Genomic DNA, 20,909 nt, shown 5'->3' with positions numbered 1-20,909 from the left:
GGGTTCAGGATGTGACCGGAAGCATTTTACTTCCAGTCTGCAAGTGGCTTCATTTTCGGCAGTTTGTTTGAAGGCGCAAAAACCGCATTGAAACTGGTGGAAGAGTTGGCAGGCAAGCTCACCTCAAAACCCACAAACTGCGTATCGGGATTTGGCGCGTCGTAATCGTGGCCCGGCGTAGTTGACCAGGTTTTGATTTCAATGTCGGATTTGGTATCAAATACAAGGAGCATTTTCTTACCGTTCCGGGACAACTCCACCGTTTTACCATCCACTATTTTCACGGTTGCGGGAGTCAGCAGGTTCCAGCGCATTTTGGCTGCCTTTTCACCCGTTTTTACCTCGTCGCGGATCACCACCGATTGTCCATCGCGGATCGCAATCCCGCGTTTTGCAGCAGCTACCTGGCCTTTGTACATATCCGAAAGATCCGTAATAGCCCACATCGCCGACTTATCGTCTGACCACGAATCGATTTTCGCGTAGCCTTTTGCATTCATCAGCTGGCCGTCGAATGTCAGGGTATTATGGGCAAAATTGTTGAGCCGAAAAACCTCCCAGCGCTGCGAGTTCTGCGTCCGGTTCCAGAGATCCACTCCCTTCGATTCCAGCGAATTATAATCCTGCATTCCAAAATCCATTGCCCAGCGCTCGCCCTGCGCGTCTATCACGAAAGAACCCACATCCATATGCGCGTGGTTTACTGAAGGTGAGCCCGTTTTAACCCCGACGAAAATCGCATTCGGATCTTCCCAGGAAGTGCGCATCAATGCAACCGGCGAAGGTCCCTGCCCAACCCATTGCTTTTTCGCAGGCGGCTTCACTGCATCCAGGTCGGTCTTGGCACCCCACACCAGCAATGCAGGCAGAATCCGGTTACGAACGTTGTTTGCGCTTCTGTCCGAAAGCAGCTTCTTTTGCGTCCATAGCAGCGACGGATCGCCAGTTTTCTCAGCATACCAGAACATGGCGGGACTTAAACCTTCTTTCAGCCCGCTATCGCCCCAGTTGTGCGCAAGGCCACTGGGACCTACCAGGTTTTGAAAAAAACCGCCTGTTTTCAAAAAGCCGGGTGACTGCGCCAGTCCGAAGTCCGTACCCAATGCCTTTTCCACTGCACTGATAAATAGTACATTAAAGCTAGTTCCATAGCCCCAGTAGCTGAATCCCTCGGGATAGGTGCCGTCGGGCTCATACGAAGGCACCATTGCTTTTGGGATGGAAGCAACGGCGCGCGAGATCATTTTGGCGGCAAGTTCCGGTTCGCTTTCCGCGACAGCCAATGCGCCAAAAGTGATCCCCGCATTGCATACCTGGTTCCAGTTGTGCTCCGCGTTGAGGAAATTACTATACCGTTTTTCATTTGAAGGCTCAATCCCTTTTTTCACGATTGCTTCTCTGATCTTACCTCTCGATTCCTCCGAAAGTCCGTCGAAGAGCCAGTCGTAACCGATCGCCATCGCCATTGTCATTTCCGCCACATCCAGAAAGTGAGTCGGGTTCCAGTCTTCAAACGCGGCTACTGCCAGCATTTCCTTTTCCGCGCGGCGGAGGTACTTCTCGTCTTTCGTGGTCCGGTAAGCGTAGGATAATTGAAAAACACGGCGTAAGCATTCGCGCGATTTGTCAAGGAGCCGCTTCCCTATCTTGATGCGCTCCACAGGCGGTATGTCCAGCAGCTTGTCGCATTCAGCCAGGATTTCCTTGTGAATTGCATCCCATTCCGGGTGCTTCCGGATCTGTGACAAAACTGCCTGCTCCTCTCCTTTCAGCAAAAGCAGCCTCGGATGTTCCGCTTTAAGCGATTTAAGTACATCCGGATTAGACTGGCCAAATCCGGAAATGGCATGAAAACTCAGCACAATGCCGAGCAGTACAAAAAACTTTTTCATAATCAGAGATTGGTGTTTGTGAGGAGTAAGAGACTGTTTTCCTGATTTTCTTCATTAGCAAGGCCCGACAGATCAATATCCGGGTACTTGTCTGCAACTGCCCGTGCCGTTTTTGAAAAGCCGTCGAAATGAATGGGTTTGATTTGCTGGTGCGTCCACGCTTTCTTCTTTTGGGCAAATGGAAGCAGCCATTTAAATGCGGCCTTCAGGCTTTTTCCGTCCGGTGTAACGTAGTTCCAGAGGTCTATGCCCACGTGATCTGCCAGGGCGGCCAGCTGGAAAAAGCCTTGCAGGTTCATTACCGAATAATTCCACGAAACGGTACGCGCCAGCTCGTGCGGCTGCGCGCCGCTGGTATCCAGCTGGCTGCTGATCCGCTTCATTGTCTGCTGCTGCAAAATCTCCTTCGCAAGTTCAGGCTGTTCTGTAGACAGCGCCATTGAAACTGTTTGGACATCGTACCAGGTACCGTGGTTGTTGTGCTCATCGGCCTCATCCAAACCGATCGGACTTATCCGCATCCAGTTGAAAAAGGTTTTGTACCAATCCTGAATACCGCGATAATCCGCAGCAGAGAGGCTTTTTGAGTGTTTAAGCAGCTGTACCCCGTCAATCAGCACCGCAAGCGTGCGGGTATCGATGATCCCGATCCCCCGCCCATTGGTGCGTCCGGGGATAGCTTGTCCGAAGTTGAGGTTTGGGTTCATCCGTGTTTGTTCATCCAGAAACCACACCTTCAACAACTTAACCGCATTGTCTGAATAACGCTGATTTCCCGTGTAGTACCACGCCAGCGAAAGCCGGAATACATCGCGGCAGAGGCTTCCGTGATAGTCTGCGTCTTTGATAACAAACCGCTCAGGGTTCACCTGACCATCTTTACGAATGTAAGGCAGGCCGTCGGACGTGGTGGAATCAGGCCACCAGTACGGACCCACGCTCATGTAATCGTGCTTGTCGCCGCTGGGAGGTATTTTGCTTTTGTAGGTAACTGAATAGGGCCCCGACTTCAATGCCTTGTCGGCCAGGACAATTAAGTCCTGCAACGCTTTTTGAAGCTCTTTATCCCCTTTCCGGATTTTGTCTTTTGAAGCTTTCAGATAGGCGGGGCGGACAAGAAAAGTCTGGACCGGAGCAGATGCATCGGGTGCTCTTTCACGAGCGTGGATTGTTGTTTTGGTTAAATGCGGAGAAAGGCTTGCGGGAATGGCATTCGGTTTGGCAACAATGGGAAAACACAATGCCAGACCGGTGGCCATCTGGACAGCCAGTGCAATGTTCTTCATCATTAAGGGTGTTAGGAAGTGACTTGAAATGCATTACTCCCGCAGGTTGCATAGTTTACAACCTGCGGGAAATGCCGGCAGCAGGTTCAGCAATGCTACTTCATCATGTAGCGCTTGATGCTGATCTTGGCGCTTTTGGTATTGTTGTTAACCGAATTGATGTACACGTAAGCCCGGTATTTTCCGTCTTGTGTCTCCACCCACACGCCGGCCTCTGAACGGAGGTTAATGGCATAGTCGGGAGCAGAAGCGATGTCCAGCTTTTGAAAATCAAGATCGTCGATGTACACACCATACTGCAATCTTGCCAAATGGAAATCGCGCAGGTTCCAGACCTTCTGCACCCTGGAAGAGTGGGTTGCGCCGGCCGGCAGGTTCACGCCCGGCAGGTAGGTTTTGGCAGAAGGAGAAACCAGTCCGTGTGAAAAAGTAATGTTCGGAATGGAACGGTACAGGTATACCAGGTCGATCTTCGATGCATTGGCAGCGGCATCGGCAAGATTGTAAACCGCCATATCTTCGATCGAAATATATGCCTTGGTACTGTCAGTTACATCCAGGTCGAGTACCATATCCATCTCGGCGATCTTGTAAGGTCCCATTGAATAGGTAACCGATTGTCCGTTGCTAGCCTGAGCTGAAAATTTAAAAGAAACCTCCTTGCCGCGTGCGGTTGTCGGAATGCGGTAAAAGTACCTGAGCGTGGCTGCCGAGGTATCTTTGGTGAATGTCACGGTCGTTCTGCCGCCGCTGTTCACCGACTTGCTTCCTACCTCAATGCCCACATCTTCACCGCTCCCGTTGGTATAAAAAGAGCGGTTTTCCAGGTAAGTAGCCTCGCCTCCTGCAACGGTAGCTTCCACTTCGGCAGAAACCAGCTTGCCCATTGACTTGGGAAGCGCCATTGCATAGGCAAACTCAATATTCATCCCGACCAGGTTCGGGCCGATCGTTCTTTTGATCACATCGTTTTGAAGTTCCTGTTTGAGCGTCGGAATCGCATATTCCTCCTCTTCACAGGAAGAAAGGGAAACCAACCCGATCAAAACAAGAAAGTAATACAAATAGGTATGTCTCATGATCTTGTTGTTTAAGGGTTAGGGGGTTTGCACGGTCAGGTTAACAGTATAGGTCTTCCTGACTTTGCGGTTGCCCGACACAACGGTATACTGCTTTGGTTTCGAGAGATCAGAAAAGTCTTCTTTTCCGGTGATCTTCGGATCCAGCTTTGCGTCGGTCACCAGGGAGAATTGCGGATACAGATTTTTAAGGTCAGTTCCGTAAAATACTTTCACATTGATCGTCTGCGCAGTCGTGTCGATCACGGGATTTTCTACCCTTACGGTCTGGAAATCGGGGCCGAGCAGCTCGAAATTACTGACATAGCATTGGCTGCGGCCGGTGATCAGCAAGCCATCTTCATCCACGGGAAAATCTTCTTTGCAGGAAACCAGCATGCTGACGGTCAGCATCATTGCCGCGATCCATTTTATATTTTTTAGCATTGGAATAGATATTAATGTTTTAACAAATCAGCCTGTAACTCCCTATAACCAAGGTGTATTCTGGGTCAGGTTCGGGTTGCGGTCGCGCTCGCCCGGCGGGATGCGGAAGATATAGTTTTGCTGGTAAGTACGCTCAGGGGTATTCTGGAAATACCTTTGCTGATTGGCTCCGTGGGTATCGATCCGCCACAGGCCCTCGGTATAAGGCGCTCCCCAGATACGCTCTTGCGCCCGCCATCTGCGGATATCGAAGCCGCGGTGGCCTTCGCCCAGTAGTTCAATGATGCGCTCCTGTTCAATGGCCGAGAAGAATGCATCTGCGCTCGCTGTTTTGGCAGCAGTAAGTGCAGGCAGGTTGCCGCGGCGGCGGATTTTGTTAACCAAAGCAATTGCCTCAGCAGTCGGACCTTTTGTTGCATTGGTTGCCTCCGCGTACATCAGGTATACATCCGCCAGTCGCATTACCGGGAAGTTGTAGTCACCGTCGCTGCGTCCCTGTCCCGCATAATTGCGGAGGAACTTGCGGAATACGTAGCCGGAGTTGCTGCCGTCGGTATTGTAGGTAGTGTATTTCACACCGTTGATCGTAATGGGCTGGTTCCAGGTTTTGTAGATAAACGGTACCCAGCCGGTAGACTTCAACGAGATCATACCCACACTTTGCTCATAATCCCACATAATGGAAGCTTTCATGCGGTAATCGCGGTTCTTGTAGCTCTGCGGGTTTACTGCCGAGTTTGGCGTAGTTCGTGCAGTCGGATCAGTCGGGTTCATGGGTACCAGTTTCGGAGCAAAATCACCTGTAACGGTTGATTGGTAACGATCTGCGATTTCATACCTCGGTGCTACCCACAGCTGTGAGCCTTCATGTGAACGACCGGCAAAGTCGCGCATCAGTTCTTCACCCTGCCCTGTTCCCGTTCCTCCGTGCGTAAAGCCCATGATGATCTCGGGATCATTGTTGGCTGCCGGTGTAAACAGGTAATAGTAGTTGGGCAGCTTGTCGGCTTTCCCCAGGGAATCAATATCGCCGGGCTCACCGTTCCGGAAAAGCGCCAGACCGTAGTCATTGATCACAGAATTGAAATCAGCTGCGGCTGCAGCATAAGCAGCAGGAGCCAGACTGGCGTCCGATTTGAAAGTGTCAAGTTCCGGCCAGCCGAAACGGTTCCAGCAAGCCCAGTACAACTGCAGTTTTCCACGGAATGCAAGAGCCGCAGGCTTTCCGGCACGGCCCGCCCCCGCAGATTTTGCAGGGAGCTTTTCGTAAGCATAAGTGAAATCAGCCATAATGGAATCTTTCACCTGCGCGATCGGCGTGCGGGTCAGTTTAGATACATCTGCATTTGACTCCGCGATTTTGGTAAAATAAGGCACATCGCCCCACATCGAAATTAACCGGAAATAGACCATACCGCGTAGCAGCTTAGCCTCTCCTACGATCGCTTCCAGCTTGGCCACCGACTCCGGCTTGGCAGTTTTCAGCATCGCTTCCACATTGGTAATCACGTAATTGGTGCGGTTCACACCTCCGTACAGATACCGGTACATCTTGTCAAAATTGTCGCCGTAGCCGCTTGGGTTGTAATCGCCGTCGTGGTAAGCATCGCCGAGGCGCAGGTTACCGCTTGTGGCGCTGGTACCGCGTGTACGCACGTACTCACCGTGGCCGTCGAGGTAATAGTCCCTGTCAAACAGCGGGCGAACAGACGCATAGGCGCCGTTGAGGGCGAAAGTGGCGTCGTCTTCTGTTTTCCAGAATGCATTCGCGGCCAGCTCAGTGGTAGGATCCTGTTCAAGCAGGTCCTGAACACAGGAGCCCGTACCGAATATGAGCCCCGTAAGGGTTATTGCTGATAATATATGTTTGATACTTTTCATTGTAATGGCTTTTATATTCCTATGTTGATACCAACTGAATAGGATTTGTTCAAAGGATAGGCATCGCTTCTGTTCCCGGCTTTCTCAGGATCAAGACCACGGAACTTCGTGATTGTAGCCAGGTTTTCAGTTGAAGCAAAAACGCGGAAGTTACTGATACCAAGCTTTTTGGTCAGCGTGATCGGCAGGTTGTAGCCCAGCTGGATGTTTTTCACACGCAGGTACGACAGGTTGTCAAGCCAGAAAGTAGTTTCCTCCCGGTTGGCATTACCGCTGAGCCGTGGCCAGGCGCCGTCGCGGTTCTCGACAGACCATGGGTTATCCCAGTGTCCGGGCGTAGAAGCGTACCGCTGCGCACCGAAATTGACGTTGTTGTAAATGTTGATCCAGTAGTCTTTTCTGCCCGCTGCTCCCTGCAAAAGGAAAGTAAGGTCAAACCCGCGCCACGAAACGTTACCATTCAATGCAAAGTTGGTGGTTGGGCGGTCACGCTGCACCTTCGGGAACGCTACCTTGTCTTCATCCGAGATCCTGCCGTCCCCATTGGTATCTTTCCGGAGGATATCTCCCGGCGACGCGCCTTGCGGCGTTGCATTGTACACGTCCTGCCAGGTTTGCGCAATGCCCTGATCCTGGTAAGTGTACAAATAATGGTAAGGCATGTTCAGGAATGTGTAGCCTCTTGGCAAGAACTCATTCCACGATTCCAGGTTCGTACGGTTGTAGGATGCATTCACAGCCACTGTATAATTGACAGCACCTTTGCGGTCACGCCAGGTGAAGTTTCCTTCGATACCTCTGTTACGCAGGTTTCCGATGTTCTTGCGCGGCGCGTCGTAAGCACCTGTAAGCAGGATCGACATTTCTGACGGACGGTTCATGCCCGTGGTCAGACGATCGTAGTAATCGATTTCAGCAGTAAGGCGGTTGTTCAGGAAGCCCAGGTCGAGACCAAGGTTGAATACTTTCGTAGTTTCCCAGGACAGATCTTTGTTCACCAGTTTGCGGTTAACAAAACCTTTCACAATTTGGCCATTGACCATATAATTGCTCGCTCCCAGCGTCGACTGCTGCTCAAACCGGCCTACCCCGCTGTTATTTCCAAGACTTCCGTAAGATGCGCGGATCTTTCCGTTAGTAAGAAAACTGCTGGTATACTGGTTGATAAAAGCCTCCTCGCTAAACCGCCAGCCCAATGCAGCCGATGGAAAAAAGCCGAACTGACTGCCAGGAAGGAACCTGGAAGAACCGTCTGAGCGGAAGTTCACTTCAAGCAGGTACTTGTCGAATGCAGCATAGTTGACCCGGCCAATGTAAGACCGCAAACCTTCCGTAGAAGAGTTACCGCCTGTTGACTGGATATCCGTCAAAGCCGCATCCACTTCATGCAAAGAAGGGTGCAGCCTGTCGTTACGCGAGGTAGCCTGGTAGCGATCGTACCAGTATTCTTCGCTATACACAAACATTGCCCCGATCTCATGGTTCTTGGCAATCGTAGTATTGTAGTTCAAACGGCCATTGAGCAAGGTTTTATAACCTGTATTGGTGAAATTACCTACGCCCGCATTGGGTCCTACATACACCCGGCTACCAAACGAATTCGTCTGGAAATTGTACGATTGATTAGGCATCGCTGCATTCCAGCGGAACTGGTTGAAGTAGTTGAGTGCATAATCCAGGCGCGCAGTCAGGCCTTTGATCGGCGTCCAGTCGATGTACATGTTCGCATTGGCTTCCTGGCGGTTCTGCCTGTTAAGCTGATTTACGTACAGCGTGTAAGGGTTATATGCCTGAGGATCTTCATTGTACGCCATTACACCACCAAAGTAACCGGTAGTAGGATCATAAGGCAGGATACCCGGAATGGCGAACTGCATGTCAAACCCTGCTGTGTTGGAAGCATCATCGTCTGTGAACCCGTCTTCCAGCGCGTAGGTCATATTAGACCAGTTACCCGTGAATTTTACACCCGTATTGATGTTCTTACGGATCTTGTAATCGTAGTTGAAGCGCGCATTGTAGCGTTTGAAATCATTGTTGATCTGCAAACCCTTCTCGTTCATCAAACCAACTGAAATAAAGAAGTTGGACTTGTCGCCGCCGCCGGAGGCAGACAGGTTGTAGTTCTGCACAGAACCGGTCCGCATGATCACATCCCACCAGTCGGTGTTCGGATAAGCCACGGGATCAATCATCCCCAGCGCCATCCATTGATCAATGGTACCGTCCTTGAAGTTGAAGTTCTGACGCAAGGTATTCACAGCCGCTGCACGCTGGTGAAGCGTGAGTGTACGCGGATAATCAGCGAGGAAATCGTAGGCACGCGTGGGTGACTGGAAGCCGTAGTTACCCGAGAAATTGATCGTCGCTTTTTCCTGTCCTTTACCCGACTTTGTTGTGATCAGGATAACGCCGTTTGCGGCACGCGAACCATAAACAGAAGAAGAAGTAGCGTCTTTAAGAATAGATACCGATTCGATATCATTCATATTCAATCGGTTAATGTCCACATCGGGCATTCCGTCCACTACTACGAGCGGGCTCGCATTGTTGACCGTACCCAACCCGCGGATTACCAGGGAAGCGTTGTTCCGGCCTGCCATACCCGAATTCTGGTTTACTGCAAGTCCCGGTACCAAACCCTGTAAACCGGAGGAAACGTTGCTGAGCGAGCGATTGGTGATCTTATCGTCGATCTGGATCGCAGATACCGCCCCTGTGACATTCACTTTTTTCTGCGTTCCGTAACCTACCACGACTACCTCATCGAGCGACTTGTCTTCCGGCGCCAGCTGAATGCTGATCGCAGTACGGTTGTCTACCGTCGCTTCCTGAGATACGTACCCGATAAAGCTGAATGTAAGCACTGAGGATGCGCCTGCAACAGTAATCGTGTAGTCACCGTCGGGATTGGTGGTGGTACCATTGGAAGTTCCTTTTTCAATCACATTCACGCCCGGCAATCCAGCGCCTTTTTCGTCTGTCACCTTGCCGGTAATCGTGACGGCTGCCTTCACTTCATGCCTGACTTTGGTCAGGGTGCCACTTCTTGCCTCGATCTGAAAGCCGGGAAGCAGCCAGATACCTGACAGTACCGCAAGACTTCCCCACCGAATGCACGTAGAGGATTTTTTCATAAGGGTTGTTTTGGTTTAGAGATACACTATGTACCCCACAGTGACGTCAATCAGAAAAAAGCACCCTTACTATTTTTCAAGTTTTTATTAAAATTGTTTTATAGCTAAAAAGAGTGGGAAATAGCAGACTTCATCATACCATAATAAACTTACTCTGGACTGCACCAAGCTACATTTGTGATTTTGCATCAAAGTTCTTTATTTTGCCTATCAACTTAATAGAGTACTGCCATTAACCACCAGTCGCAGCTATTCTGACTATTTTTTTACTCACCCAAACAAATGGTTACAAAACTACCATCAACCGGGATCGGCAGATCCCGTTGGGCAGTATTGCTGGTGGCAATCATGTCCTCTCTCGGCGCAAGCGCCCAAACATTCACCATTAAAGGTAAAGTCACCTCCCCCACTGACCAGTCCGGCGCACCGGGGATCAATGTGATTTTGAAGAATTCAACCAGCGGCACTACTACGAATGCCAGTGGCCTGTACGAGATCCAGGCGCCTGAGAGCGGCGTACTGGTATTCTCCGGTATTGGATACCGGTCCAGCGAGATTCCTGTGAATGGTCGCTCCACGATCGATGTGTCGCTCGAAGTGGATACCCGGCAGCTCAATGAAATCGTGGTTGTAGGCTACGGTACGCAGAAAAAGAGCGACGTGACCGGCGCGGTAGGTTCGGTCAAAATGGACCGGGAAATTACCAGCAGGCCCATTGTGGAACTTGGACAGGCTTTGTACGGGAAAATCCCGGGTGTCCAGGTTTTGTCCAGCAACGGCCGGCCGGGCACTTCTTCCACGATCCAGATCAGGGGAATTAATTCGGTCTCGGCCAGCAGCTCACCGCTGATTGTGATCGACGGAATGCCGATCCCCAACTACGATCTGAACCTGCTCAGTGCGGGCGATATTGAATCGATGGAAGTATTGAAAGACGCTTCTTCTGCGGCCATTTACGGATCGCGCGGCGCAAATGGGGTAATTCTGATATCGACCAAAAGCGGCAAAGAAGGCAGGACAAAGTTTAATGTAAACTATTCGTACGGTATCCAGAAAGTGATTGACCGCATTGCTGTCATGAACTCCCGTGAATATGCACAGGCTTCCATTGACGCGGCGCAAAATGGCTGGATCGAAAGCGGCGGAGACCCCGCTGCCCCCAACACGATCGAAGCCCGGAAACAATATAAGTACACCTGGCCCACTGCATTTGATCATCCTGAAAACCTCGAAGATACGGACTGGCAGGATGTCGTTTTCAGGACGGCGCCCATGCAGAAGATCGAGCTGAATGCAAGCGGCGGGAATGCGAAAACGAATTTCATCGTTTCCGCAGGTTATGTGAAACAAAAGGGGATTGTGATCACTTCCGATTACAAAAAGTACACGTTTAATATTAAAGCCAATTCACAGATCAAAAAGTGGCTGCAAGTGGGCGGTATGCTGAATGTGGCTTACGACCACGAGAATGAGCCTTTCAACCGGACTGTGGAATGGGCAGTGCAGTACCCGACCATTTACCCGGTTTACGGGAACAACGGGTACCTTGGCGCGCCTGCCAATACGCCCGGCTTTGAGAAGTTCGACGCGATTTTGTTCCGTCCTAAAAACGGCCACCCGCTTTATGAGATCACGGACGATATTCAGCACAGGCAGTTCAATAACCTCGGAAATGTATTCGCGCAGATCGATTTTCTGCCCGGTTTGCGTTTCAGATCATCGCTCAATTTCTTCTATAACCGGATTGACAACAACAATTACCAGGCTGTTGACCATAACCTCGGACCTACCTACTATACCGAAGGGATTATGACCGTGAACCAGTCGCGCACCGTCAACTATACCTCGCAAAACCTGCTTACCTACGACAAAACGTTCAAGGAACACGCCTTTTCTGCGCTTGCCGGAATGGAGTACAACAACAATGAATATTACTACACCAACCAGGAGCGGCGGGGCTACGACAACGATCTGATCAAGGCGCTGAGTGCCGGAAAGACCGTTTTTCAGGCAGAAGATGATAAAAACAGGAGTATCCTGATCTCCTATTTTTCACGCCTGAACTATACCTTCAAAGGCAGGTACCTGCTCTCCGCGAGCATCCGGCGCGACGGTTCCTCGCGCTTTGGCCCGAACAACAAATGGGGCGTGTTCCCGTCTGTTTCCGGCGGCTGGATTGTATCGGACGAAGGTTTTCTGAGCTCTGTCAAAGCATTGAACAACCTGAAACTCCGCGCGAGCTACGGATTCACCGGCAACGACCGTTTTGCAGATTACAAATGGATCGGCGCCATGTCGCAGGGCAGAGTGGCTTTTGGCAATAACCTGGGTACTACTTACTACCCGGGCAGCATTACCAACCCTGACCTGGAATGGGAACGCACGCAGCAATTCAATGCGGGACTTGATCTTGGCCTGTTCAGCAACCGGATCGTGCTGGAAGCGGATTACTACATCTCCAAGTCGGACGGGCTGCTGCTGGATGTGCCGGTGCCCATCGTATCCGGTTTCAACAGTGTTTTCAAAAACATCGGCAAACTCCAGAACAAGGGCCTCGAACTCAATTTAACGACACATAACCTCAAAGGCGCACTCGGGTGGACCTCCCAGCTGAACTTCTCGCGCAACCGAAACAAGGTACTTGCACTGGGCAAAGACAATGCGCCGATGATTTACCAGCCGGGTTTTGGAATGGAGTCGATCAACCAGGTTGGCCAGCCGATTTTCAGCTTTTACGGTTATCAATACGACGGCGTGTACATGAACCAGTCGCAAATTGATGCCGACCCGTCGCATTACGCATCTGCCAAGCCTGGCGACGGACGGTATGTGGATATCAATGGCGACGGTGTGCTGAATGCAAAAGACCGGACGATCATCGGCAATTATGCGCCGGACTTCATCTGGGGTTTTACCAATAACCTGACCTACAAAGGCTTTGATCTCAGCGTGCTGATCCAGGGCGTGCAGGGCAGCGATGTGTACGATAATAATATTCACCGCTCGATGCTGTACCATGAAGGCCGGAATTACTATAAAGAAATGACAAACCGCTGGCGGTCGGAACAGGAGCCGGGCGATGGGTACCATTATAAACTAACGGTGGACCTGGACGGATACGAGAAAACGGCTTCCAGTTACTGGATCGTGGACGGTTCTTATTTCCGGGTTAAAAGCCTGACTGCGGGTTACACGTTCCCTTCGACGCTTCTTTCCAAGCTGAACCTGGAATCACTTCGGGTTTATGTGAATGGACAAAATCTTTTCACACACAAAAACGCGCCGATTTTTGATCCTGAGAACTTCAATGGCAGCGCGACGAGCGCCACTGCACGCGGCGTAACGCATTCTCCTTATCCGTCGGCAAAGGTTTACACATTCGGCGTCAACATTGGTTTTTAACCTAAATCCACAAACAACATGAAGCTTTTTAAACAACCTATATATTACCTCCTGGCTGCGTTCTCTGTGGTTTCGTGCAGCGAAAGCGAGCTGGATCAATATCCTGAAACGCGGCTTTCGGAAGGAAGCTTTTACACGACCGAGGCGCAGATCGTGCAGGCTGTAAACGATGTGTACCGGCAGCTGAACCGCACTTATGCCGCCAGCGGACTGGTGGATCTGTACGGTGAGCTTTATTCGGACAATACCTATATCGAGTTTTCGGGCGGCGCGACCACTTTTGAGGATGATATCAAAGCTTTCAGGATCCAGCCTAACAATGGGTTGATCCAGACTGCGTGGAACAACAGCTACAACTCGATTTACATCTGCAACAATGCGATCGGACAGCTTGAAAAAACGACGGTGCAATTTGCCAATCCCGCATTGAAAGACCGGCTGAAAGCGGAGGCTACATTCATTCGCGCGCTGATCTATTTCAATATGGTGCGGGTTTGGGGCGATATTCCCATGCCGCTGAAAGTGGTGAGCGCCGATGAAAGCTACACGTACCTGCGTGAGAAAAAGGAAACGATCTACCAGCAGATCATCGCCGACCTGAAAGCCAGTAAAGCTGCATTGCCTGCAAAATACACGGGCGCAGACGTGGGCAGGGTGACCAAATACGCAGCCGCCGCCATTCTTGCGAAGGTATACCTTACCATTGGCGATAAAACCAATGCAGCGCAGGAACTGAAAGAGATCATCGACAGCAATGCCTATTCGCTCGATGCCAATCAGGATGGAAAGGTGAATAGCGCCGACTATGCATTCAATTTTGCGCCGGGCACCAAAAATTCAAAGGAATCGATCCTGGAATTGCAGTTTTTGGCGGGACAGAATGCGGTGAACAGCAATTACCAGCAAACCTACACGCCTTACCACTGGGCTTTTCACCTGCCGGGCAGCAACGAAACCTTCCGCGGCAGCGGGTTGAACAGTCCCACACCGGACCTGACGAATGAATTTGAAACAGCAGATTCGGTTCGCAGGAATGTGTCGGTATATCCCGGGTATGTGAACCTCGAAACGGGCGCATTTGTGAAATATCCGTTTACCCAAAAATACTACGATCCCAACTGGCGCTATCCCGGCCAGAATGTGGAGATCGTGCGGTATGCGGACATTCTGCTCTCCTACTCCGAAGCCACGGGCGACGCTTCTTACCTCAACCAGGTACGTGAGCGCGTGGGGCTGCCGGTTTATGGAAAAACGGGCTACCCCACCAAATATTCCACGCTTTCACTCGCCATTGAACATGAGAGAAGGACCGAATTATGCTTTGAATTTCACCGGTTTTTTGATCTGGTTCGAACGGGCCGTGCGGTGGAAGTTTTAAAGCCAAAAGGTTTTAATATAACCGATAGCAAGTTGCTGTTCCCGATCCCGCAAAGCGCCATTGATGTGAATCCGGGATTGACGCAGAACAACTATTAACCGAGCAGTCTTCATCCGTTTTCAGGTTTTAAACTGATCATTACATTGAAAAAACATCTTGCAAAGAGCCTGTTAATGGTTTTGGTACTTGCCGGCAGCTGCATTCAAACAGCTGCCGCGCAGGCGCCTAATATCATTTTCATTATCGGCGACGATATCAGCTGGGACGATATCGGGGCTTATGAAAATAAAAAGATCAAAACACCGAACCTGGACCAGCTCGCGAAAGACGGGCTGCGGTTTACCAATATGTACCTTACGGCGAGCTCATGCAGTCCGAGCCGGAGCAGCATTCTTACAGGGCGTTATCCGCATAATACAGGCGCTGCCGAGTTGCATTCGCCTCTGCCGGCACATTTAAAGTATTTTCCGGAGCTGCTTAAAAAGCAAGGATATTTCTCGGCATTGGTCGGGAAATGGCATGAAGGCCCGAACACGCGGCGGGCTTACGATACGCTGCTGGTAGACCGCAAAGCCAATGGCGAAGGCGGCGAGTTGCAATGGAACAACCTGCTGAAAGCGCGTCCGAAAAACAAACCGTTCTTCTTCTGGCTGGCGCCTTTTGACGCACACCGGCCCTGGTCGGCGAAGACGGACGGACCTCAGCACGATCCTGCAAAGGATATTGCTGTCCCGCCCACGCTCGTGGATACGAAGGAAACGCGGGAGGACCTGGCTTTTTACTACAATGAAATTGCACGGCTGGACAGGTATGTTGGTGAGTTGCGGCAGGAGCTGGAAAGGCAGGGAATTTCAGAGAACACGCTCATTATTTTCACAGCCGACAATGGAAGGCCGTTTCCCGGCAGTAAGACGCGACTGTACGATGCGGGCATAAAAACGCCGTTTATCGCGAGCTGGCCGGCGGCGATCAAAGCGGGACAGCTTTGCGAAAGTCTGATCAGCAGCATTGATATTGCACCTACCCTGCTGGAAGTGGCGGGCGTAAAAACCGCGGAAACGATCCAGGGTACCAGTTTTGCGGCATTGTTTCAATCACCTGAAAAAGCATTTCGCAAGTACGTTTTCGCCGAACACAACTGGCACGATTACGCAGCTTACGAACGCTCCGTCCGGAGTAAAGATTTCCTGTATATCATTAACAAAAGACCTGAATGGGACAATGGAGGGCCGATCGATGCAAACCAGAGTCCCTCGGCAAAAGCATTGCAGGCGGCGAAAGCAAGCGGCAAGCTAACCGTCCTTCAAAACGACGCATTGCTCAAACCGCGGCCGGCAGAAGAGTTTTTCGATAACCGGAAAGATCCGCTTCAAACCAAAAATGAGGCAGGTAACAAAGCTTATGCAACTAAAATAAACGGGCTGCGCAGTGTGCTTAAACAATGGCAGGACGAAACCGGCGACACAGAACCGGCAAACCTCACGCCCGACTGGTACGACCGCGGAACCGGCCAACCCACAGCCAGTAGAGACAAACGCGGCGAAATGCCGGGCAGCGACCTGCCGGGAAGCGCAAAAAAAGCAGATCACATTCATCTAAAAGGCCCATTTTAATGAAAACTTATTTTCAAAAACCTATATTACTTCTTGTCGCCATACTGGCCTTTACAACAGCGCGAGCGCAGGAAAGGCCCGGCCAGGACAGGCCTAACATTCTCTGGATCGTGAGTGAGGATAACAGCCCGCTTTTGGGTGCTTATGGCGATAAATATGCCACTACGCCCAATCTTGACCAGTTTGCAACCCAGGGTGTATTGTATAAAAATGCATTTGCAACCGCGCCCGTTTGCGCGCCTTCCCGATCTACGCTGATTACCGGCATGTACCCACCTTCCATTGGCACGGAGCACATGCGGAGCACTTACCCGGTCCCTCATTTTGTCAAATTTTTCCCGAGGTACCTGCGCGAGGCGGGGTATTACACGACGAACAATGCCAAAAAGGATTACAATACGGTCGATCAGACGGAGGCTTGGGACGAGTCGAGTGGAAAGGCTACTTACAGGAACCGCAAACCGGGCCAGCCGTTTTTCGCAGTGTTCAATCTTAATGTTTCGCACGAAAGCAGCATTCACACGCCGGTACCAGCTGAAAAGTTGAAACACGATCCTGAAAAAGCACCATTGCCGCCATACCACCCGAAAACCGAAGAAATGAAACACGACTGGGCGCAGTATTACGATAAGTTGGAGGAAATGGACCGGCAGTTTGGTGCGCTGCTGAAAGAGCTTGACGAACAGGGTTTGACAGAAAATACGATCGTATTTTATTATGCGGATAACGGCGGTGTCCTTGGTCGCAGCAAGCGGTTTGTCTATGAATCCGGGCTGCGCGTGCCGCTGATCATTCGTGTTCCTGAAAAGTACGCGCCGCTCGCGCCTGGTAAGCCCGGCAGCCAGACGGACCGCATTGTGACATTCCTCGATTTCGCTCCGAGCATTTTGAGTCTGGCGGGACTGGATATACCGGCCTATATGCAAGGCAAAGCCTTTTTGGGAAAACAACAGGTGAAAGAACGCGATTATGCATTCGGTTTTCGCGGGAGAATGGACGAGCGTACCGATCTTTCCCGTACTGTCCGCGACAAAAAATTCAGGTACATCCGCAACTATCTCCCTCATAAAATCTACGCGCAACATTTGGAATACCTGTGGAAGGCGCCTTCGATGCCTTCCTGGGAAGCCGAGTTTAAAGCAGGCCGACTGAATGCAGATCAATCCAGATTCTGGCAGGAAAAACCGGCTGAGGAGCTGTTTGATATCGAAAACGACCCGCATAATATCCACAACCTGGCTACTGATCCGAAGTATAAAAGTACACTGGCGAAACTGCGGGAGGTGAACCACAACTGGCTGATCGAGTCGAAAGATGTAGGTTTTATTCCCGAGGCGCTTCTAAGTAAAATCTCCGAAACCACGCCGCTTTTTGACTATGCCAAAAGTGGGAAGTATGATGTAAAAAAAGTGGTGGAAACAGCAGATATAGCTTCTTCACGCGACAAATCCAGGCTGAATGAAATTATCAAACGGTTGAGCGACAAAGATCCGGTGGTGCGGTACTGGGCTGTAACAGGCACAATTGTCCTGAAAAATGAAGCGGCTCCTGCCAAAAGCAAGCTGCTTACATTGCTCAGCGATCCTGAAATAGCTGTGAGGATTGCCGCAGCTGAGTCACTGCTTGCCTTAGGTGAGACTGAAAAGCCTGTACAAACGCTGAGTGAAGCGCTCAAAGACAGCAATCAGATGGCGCGGGTGCAGGCATTGAACGTACTCGAAACGATCGGCGTGAAAGCGGAACCTGCGATCGCCAATGTAAAATCACTTTTGAAGGAAAATCAGAAGGATTCGGACTACGATGTGCGTGCGGCGAAACAGATCCTGGAACAGCTTAATAAATAAGTCAGTATGCAGAAGATCAACGTATTTGTTGCGTTGCTGATGATTTTGGCGGTCGGTCTTGCTGCGAACAGAAGCAAGCCGGCCGCTGAAAAGCGGCCCAATATCCTGTTTGTGATTTCAGACGACCAATCCTATCCGCACGCGGGCGCTTACGGCGACAAAGCTGCGCGCACTCCTCATTTCGACCGGGTTGCCCTCGAAGGGATATTGTTTACCAATGCATTTGCGGCGTCGCCGGGGTGTAGTCCGTCGCGTGCGGCTTTATTAACCGGGCTCAATTGCTGGCAGATCAAAGAGGCCGGCACCCATGCCAGCAGCTTCCCCGCCGAGTTCCAGGTTTTTCCTGACCTGCTTGAAAAGGCCGGGTATGCAGTGGGATTTACGGGGAAAGGCTGGGGTCCCGGCGATTTTAAAGCTTCGGGGCGACGCAGAAATCCAGCGGGCAATGCCTATCTGACCAAAAAACAACAGAGCCCAGAAGGGATCTCGGAGGTAGATTATGCCGGGAACTTTAAAGACTTTTTTGAACAAAAAGAATCCGGCAAACCATTCTTTTTCTGGCTGGGTACGCACGAGCCACACCGGACTTACCAGAAAGGGATTGGGGCCGCCAATGGATTTGAGATCGACAAAGTGCAGGTGCCGCCGTTTCTTCCTGATGTTCCCGAAGTGCGAAGCGACATGCTCGACTATTTATATGAGATACAATGGTTTGACACGCAGTTGGGGAAAGTAATGGCGCAGCTTGAACAAGCCGGGGAGCTGGATGAGACACTGATCGTTGTGACGGCCGATAACGGAATGTCATTCCCGCGCGCCAAGGCCAATGTGTATGAATACGGCATTCACGTGCCGCTGGCAGTGCGTTGGGGCAACGAGATCCGCAAAGGTGTGGTGGCAAAGGACATCGTAAGTCTGGTGGATCTGTATGCGACCTTTCTGGAAGTAGGAAAGGCAGGTTCGCCTTCTTACCCAACGGAGAGCAAAAGCTTGCTACCACTTTTGAAAACAGGTAAGGGGCAACGCATTGCGGCATTTGCATCAAGGGAGCGACATTCCTCTTCCCGGTACAACAATATGGGTTATCCGCAAAGAAGCATTCGGACTGACCGGTACCTTTTCATCCGGAACTACAAACCCGAACGCTGGCCTGCGGGCGATCCCACCAAACTGGATTCAAATGGAAAGCTGGAAGCTGTAAATACTGCATTTCACGACATTGACGAATCGGCCGATAATATCGTGATCCGCGATTGGAAAAAACCGGAGATCGCGCCGTTTTTCCACCTGGCAGTTGACAAGCGGCCGGCAGAAGAATTTTATGATGTTATCAAAGATCCTGGCTGTTTGAATAATCTGATTCATGATAAAAAGCTTACTCGGGAAGTGAGCCGACTGAGAAATGACCTTAAAAGCTACCAGCTCGCTACGAAGGATCCGCGGGAAATGGGGAACGGCGACTATCTCGAATCATTTCCGCGCCTGAATGGAGAGATCCGTAATTTCCCCAGGCTCGACTGATCAGCTTATACCCAAACAAAAAATAGTGGCCTGCGTGGGTAAGTTCAGCTTTGAACTTTGAATAATTGCGTAATTTCAGGCTCTTAACCTACATCCGACAGGATTTTACACTATTAAAACCGGTGCGTTATCTGGTATTGTTTATCCTGTTTACAGGCCCGGTGCTTCGCGCTTCCGCACAGTCGGCCGACACGCTCAGGCGCGAGCTCACGATTGATTTCGAAGTAAGACCGCGATTTGAGTTCCGGGACAATTTCATGCTATCCCCTGCGGATTCTGTCATGCCGGAGCTTTACACCACCCAGCGTAACAGACTTACCATCAACTACAAAACCCGCCGTTTCAGGTTTCATGCATCTCCGCAGGAGATACACGTTTGGGGCAAAGCCGGGAAGTTTTCTCACGTGGGCGGGATCAATGCATTTGAGCTGTTTGCCGAGCCGATACTGGCCAAAAACTTTTCGGTCAGGATTGGCCGCCAGGCTTTATCGCTTGATAACGGCAGGTTATTTTCGGCAGCCCCGTGGAGTCAGCAGAGCCGGTCGCATGAGGGTATCCGGTTTTTATACGCTGGCAAATGGAAAACCGACCTCACAGTTGCATTCACAAGACCATACAGTAAACGGTTCGAAGCCGCTTACTCACCTGTTTCGTCCCATCAGTACAAGCTGCTGGTAGTTCACCATCTTAAATACCAGTTTAAAAACAAGCTGACGCTGACCACGATCAATGCAGTTGATGTATTTGAAAAACCGGCTGAGGCGAAGCAGTACTATCAACGTGTAACCAATGGCGGGCGGGTGGAATATGCGCGCGGTTGGCTCTACGGGACTGTCAATGCGTATTATCAATATGGGCGCACAGCCAGCAACAAACAGATCCGGGCTTACTATATCCAGCCCGAAATCAGCATCAATGCAGCCAGAACCGCATTCCGGCTCGGCGCCGAGGTACTGAGCGGTGACAAGGCGGGCACTCCCCTCTCGGTGTCCCACTCCTTTGTGCCGCTTTACGGAGTGGCGTGGAAATTCATGGGAAATATGAACCTGTTTACCCGTTTTCCTGCCGATGTGAATGAAAAAGGTTTGATCAATCCTTATCTCTTTATTATTCACCAGGCGGGCAAAAAGTTGTCACTGCGCGCCGATGCACATCTTTTCTACGCACAACATTCCCTTCCAAAACGCGGCGACCAGCTCGCAGGCAAATACCTCGGCTTCGAGAGTGATCTTTCTCTCAATTACAAACCTGTTAAGAACCTGGAAATCATCTATGGCTTCTCATTTACATTCGCGGAACAACGCATGGAGTTGCTGAAAAAAGTACCTGACGCCAGCAAAATCCCTGTCTGGAGCTACCTGATGGTTTCCTACACACCACGGCTGCTTCACGTACGGAAGTAGTTTCTTATCAGCATATATAGTTCCCTCTCGCAGCACGCCAGTTATTC

General features: G+C 50.8%; 12 protein-coding genes. 6 read left to right on the top strand and 6 right to left on the bottom strand.

The window, feature by feature from the left end:
* Positions 1-26 precede the first annotated feature (26 nt).
* The 6 genes from AC1XTG_RS10000 to AC1XTG_RS09975 form a co-directional block, all read right to left on the bottom strand.
* Positions 27-1,892 carry a heparinase II/III domain-containing protein gene (locus tag AC1XTG_RS10000; RefSeq protein WP_484841866.1) on the bottom strand — a complete coding sequence of 622 codons (1,866 nt, stop codon included), beginning with the start codon at positions 1,890-1,892 and terminating at the stop codon, positions 27-29.
* Positions 1,893-1,894: 2 nt separating this feature from the next.
* Positions 1,895-3,181: an alginate lyase family protein gene (locus tag AC1XTG_RS09995; RefSeq protein WP_484841865.1), complete on the bottom strand. Its 1,287-nt coding sequence runs from the start codon at positions 3,179-3,181 to the stop codon at positions 1,895-1,897.
* A gap of 92 nt (positions 3,182-3,273) precedes the next feature.
* Entirely contained in the window at positions 3,274-4,257 is a 984-nt protein-coding gene (locus tag AC1XTG_RS09990; RefSeq protein WP_484841864.1) for a DUF4466 family protein, read from the bottom strand.
* An 18-nt stretch (positions 4,258-4,275) separates the two neighbouring features.
* A complete protein-coding gene (locus AC1XTG_RS09985; protein WP_056288926.1) occupies positions 4,276-4,683 on the bottom strand; it encodes a DUF5018 domain-containing protein in 408 nt (135 codons plus the stop codon).
* A gap of 42 nt (positions 4,684-4,725) precedes the next feature.
* Positions 4,726-6,564 (bottom strand): RagB/SusD family nutrient uptake outer membrane protein, encoded by a 1,839-nt coding sequence (locus AC1XTG_RS09980; RefSeq protein ID WP_056288930.1) that lies wholly within the window; start codon positions 6,562-6,564, stop codon positions 4,726-4,728.
* An 11-nt stretch (positions 6,565-6,575) separates the two neighbouring features.
* A complete protein-coding gene (locus AC1XTG_RS09975; RefSeq protein WP_484841863.1) occupies positions 6,576-9,701 on the bottom strand; it encodes a SusC/RagA family TonB-linked outer membrane protein in 3,126 nt (1,041 codons plus the stop codon).
* A 282-nt stretch (positions 9,702-9,983) separates the two neighbouring features.
* Between AC1XTG_RS09975 and AC1XTG_RS09970 the strand changes: the two genes are divergently transcribed.
* The 6 genes from AC1XTG_RS09970 (at position 9,984) to AC1XTG_RS09945 (ending at position 20,862) form a co-directional block, all read left to right on the top strand.
* Positions 9,984-13,103: a SusC/RagA family TonB-linked outer membrane protein gene (locus AC1XTG_RS09970; protein ID WP_484841862.1), complete on the top strand. Its 3,120-nt coding sequence runs from the start codon at positions 9,984-9,986 to the stop codon at positions 13,101-13,103.
* Positions 13,104-13,121: 18 nt separating this feature from the next.
* Positions 13,122-14,579: a RagB/SusD family nutrient uptake outer membrane protein gene (locus tag AC1XTG_RS09965; protein ID WP_484841861.1), complete on the top strand. Its 1,458-nt coding sequence runs from the start codon at positions 13,122-13,124 to the stop codon at positions 14,577-14,579.
* A 45-nt stretch (positions 14,580-14,624) separates the two neighbouring features.
* Entirely contained in the window at positions 14,625-16,094 is a 1,470-nt protein-coding gene (locus tag AC1XTG_RS09960; protein ID WP_484841860.1) for a sulfatase family protein, read from the top strand.
* Complete coding sequence (locus AC1XTG_RS09955) at positions 16,094-17,938, top strand: sulfatase-like hydrolase/transferase (RefSeq protein ID WP_484841859.1); 1,845 nt, start codon at positions 16,094-16,096, stop codon at positions 17,936-17,938. Before AC1XTG_RS09960 ends, AC1XTG_RS09955 begins: the two co-directional genes overlap by 1 nt.
* Positions 17,939-17,944: 6 nt before the next feature.
* A complete protein-coding gene (locus tag AC1XTG_RS09950; RefSeq protein ID WP_484841858.1) occupies positions 17,945-19,459 on the top strand; it encodes a sulfatase family protein in 1,515 nt (504 codons plus the stop codon).
* Between the two features lie 65 nt (positions 19,460-19,524).
* A complete protein-coding gene (locus AC1XTG_RS09945; protein WP_484841857.1) occupies positions 19,525-20,862 on the top strand; it encodes an alginate export family protein in 1,338 nt (445 codons plus the stop codon).
* The last annotated feature ends 47 nt before the right edge of the window (positions 20,863-20,909 follow it).

It is taken from the genome of Dyadobacter sp. HNCC25DJ183 (genome assembly GCF_056895175.1).
The sequence above is the reverse complement of the archived record's forward strand: the minus strand, read 5'-3'. Positions and strand labels throughout refer to the sequence as shown.

Coding starts and splice junctions, on each gene's coding strand:
- AC1XTG_RS09995 (WP_484841865.1), bottom strand. CDS start 3,181: ATGATGAAGAACATTGCACTGGCTGTCCAGATGGCCACCGGTCTGGCA.
- AC1XTG_RS09975 (WP_484841863.1), bottom strand. CDS start 9,701: ATGAAAAAATCCTCTACGTGCATTCGGTGGGGAAGTCTTGCGGTACTG.
- AC1XTG_RS09955 (WP_484841859.1), top strand. CDS start 16,094: ATGAAAACTTATTTTCAAAAACCTATATTACTTCTTGTCGCCATACTG.
- AC1XTG_RS10000 (WP_484841866.1), bottom strand. CDS start 1,892: ATGAAAAAGTTTTTTGTACTGCTCGGCATTGTGCTGAGTTTTCATGCC.
- AC1XTG_RS09980 (WP_056288930.1), bottom strand. CDS start 6,564: ATGAAAAGTATCAAACATATATTATCAGCAATAACCCTTACGGGGCTC.
- AC1XTG_RS09970 (WP_484841862.1), top strand. CDS start 9,984: ATGGTTACAAAACTACCATCAACCGGGATCGGCAGATCCCGTTGGGCA.
- AC1XTG_RS09965 (WP_484841861.1), top strand. CDS start 13,122: ATGAAGCTTTTTAAACAACCTATATATTACCTCCTGGCTGCGTTCTCT.
- AC1XTG_RS09985 (WP_056288926.1), bottom strand. CDS start 4,683: ATGCTAAAAAATATAAAATGGATCGCGGCAATGATGCTGACCGTCAGC.
- AC1XTG_RS09950 (WP_484841858.1), top strand. CDS start 17,945: ATGCAGAAGATCAACGTATTTGTTGCGTTGCTGATGATTTTGGCGGTC.
- AC1XTG_RS09990 (WP_484841864.1), bottom strand. CDS start 4,257: ATGAGACATACCTATTTGTATTACTTTCTTGTTTTGATCGGGTTGGTT.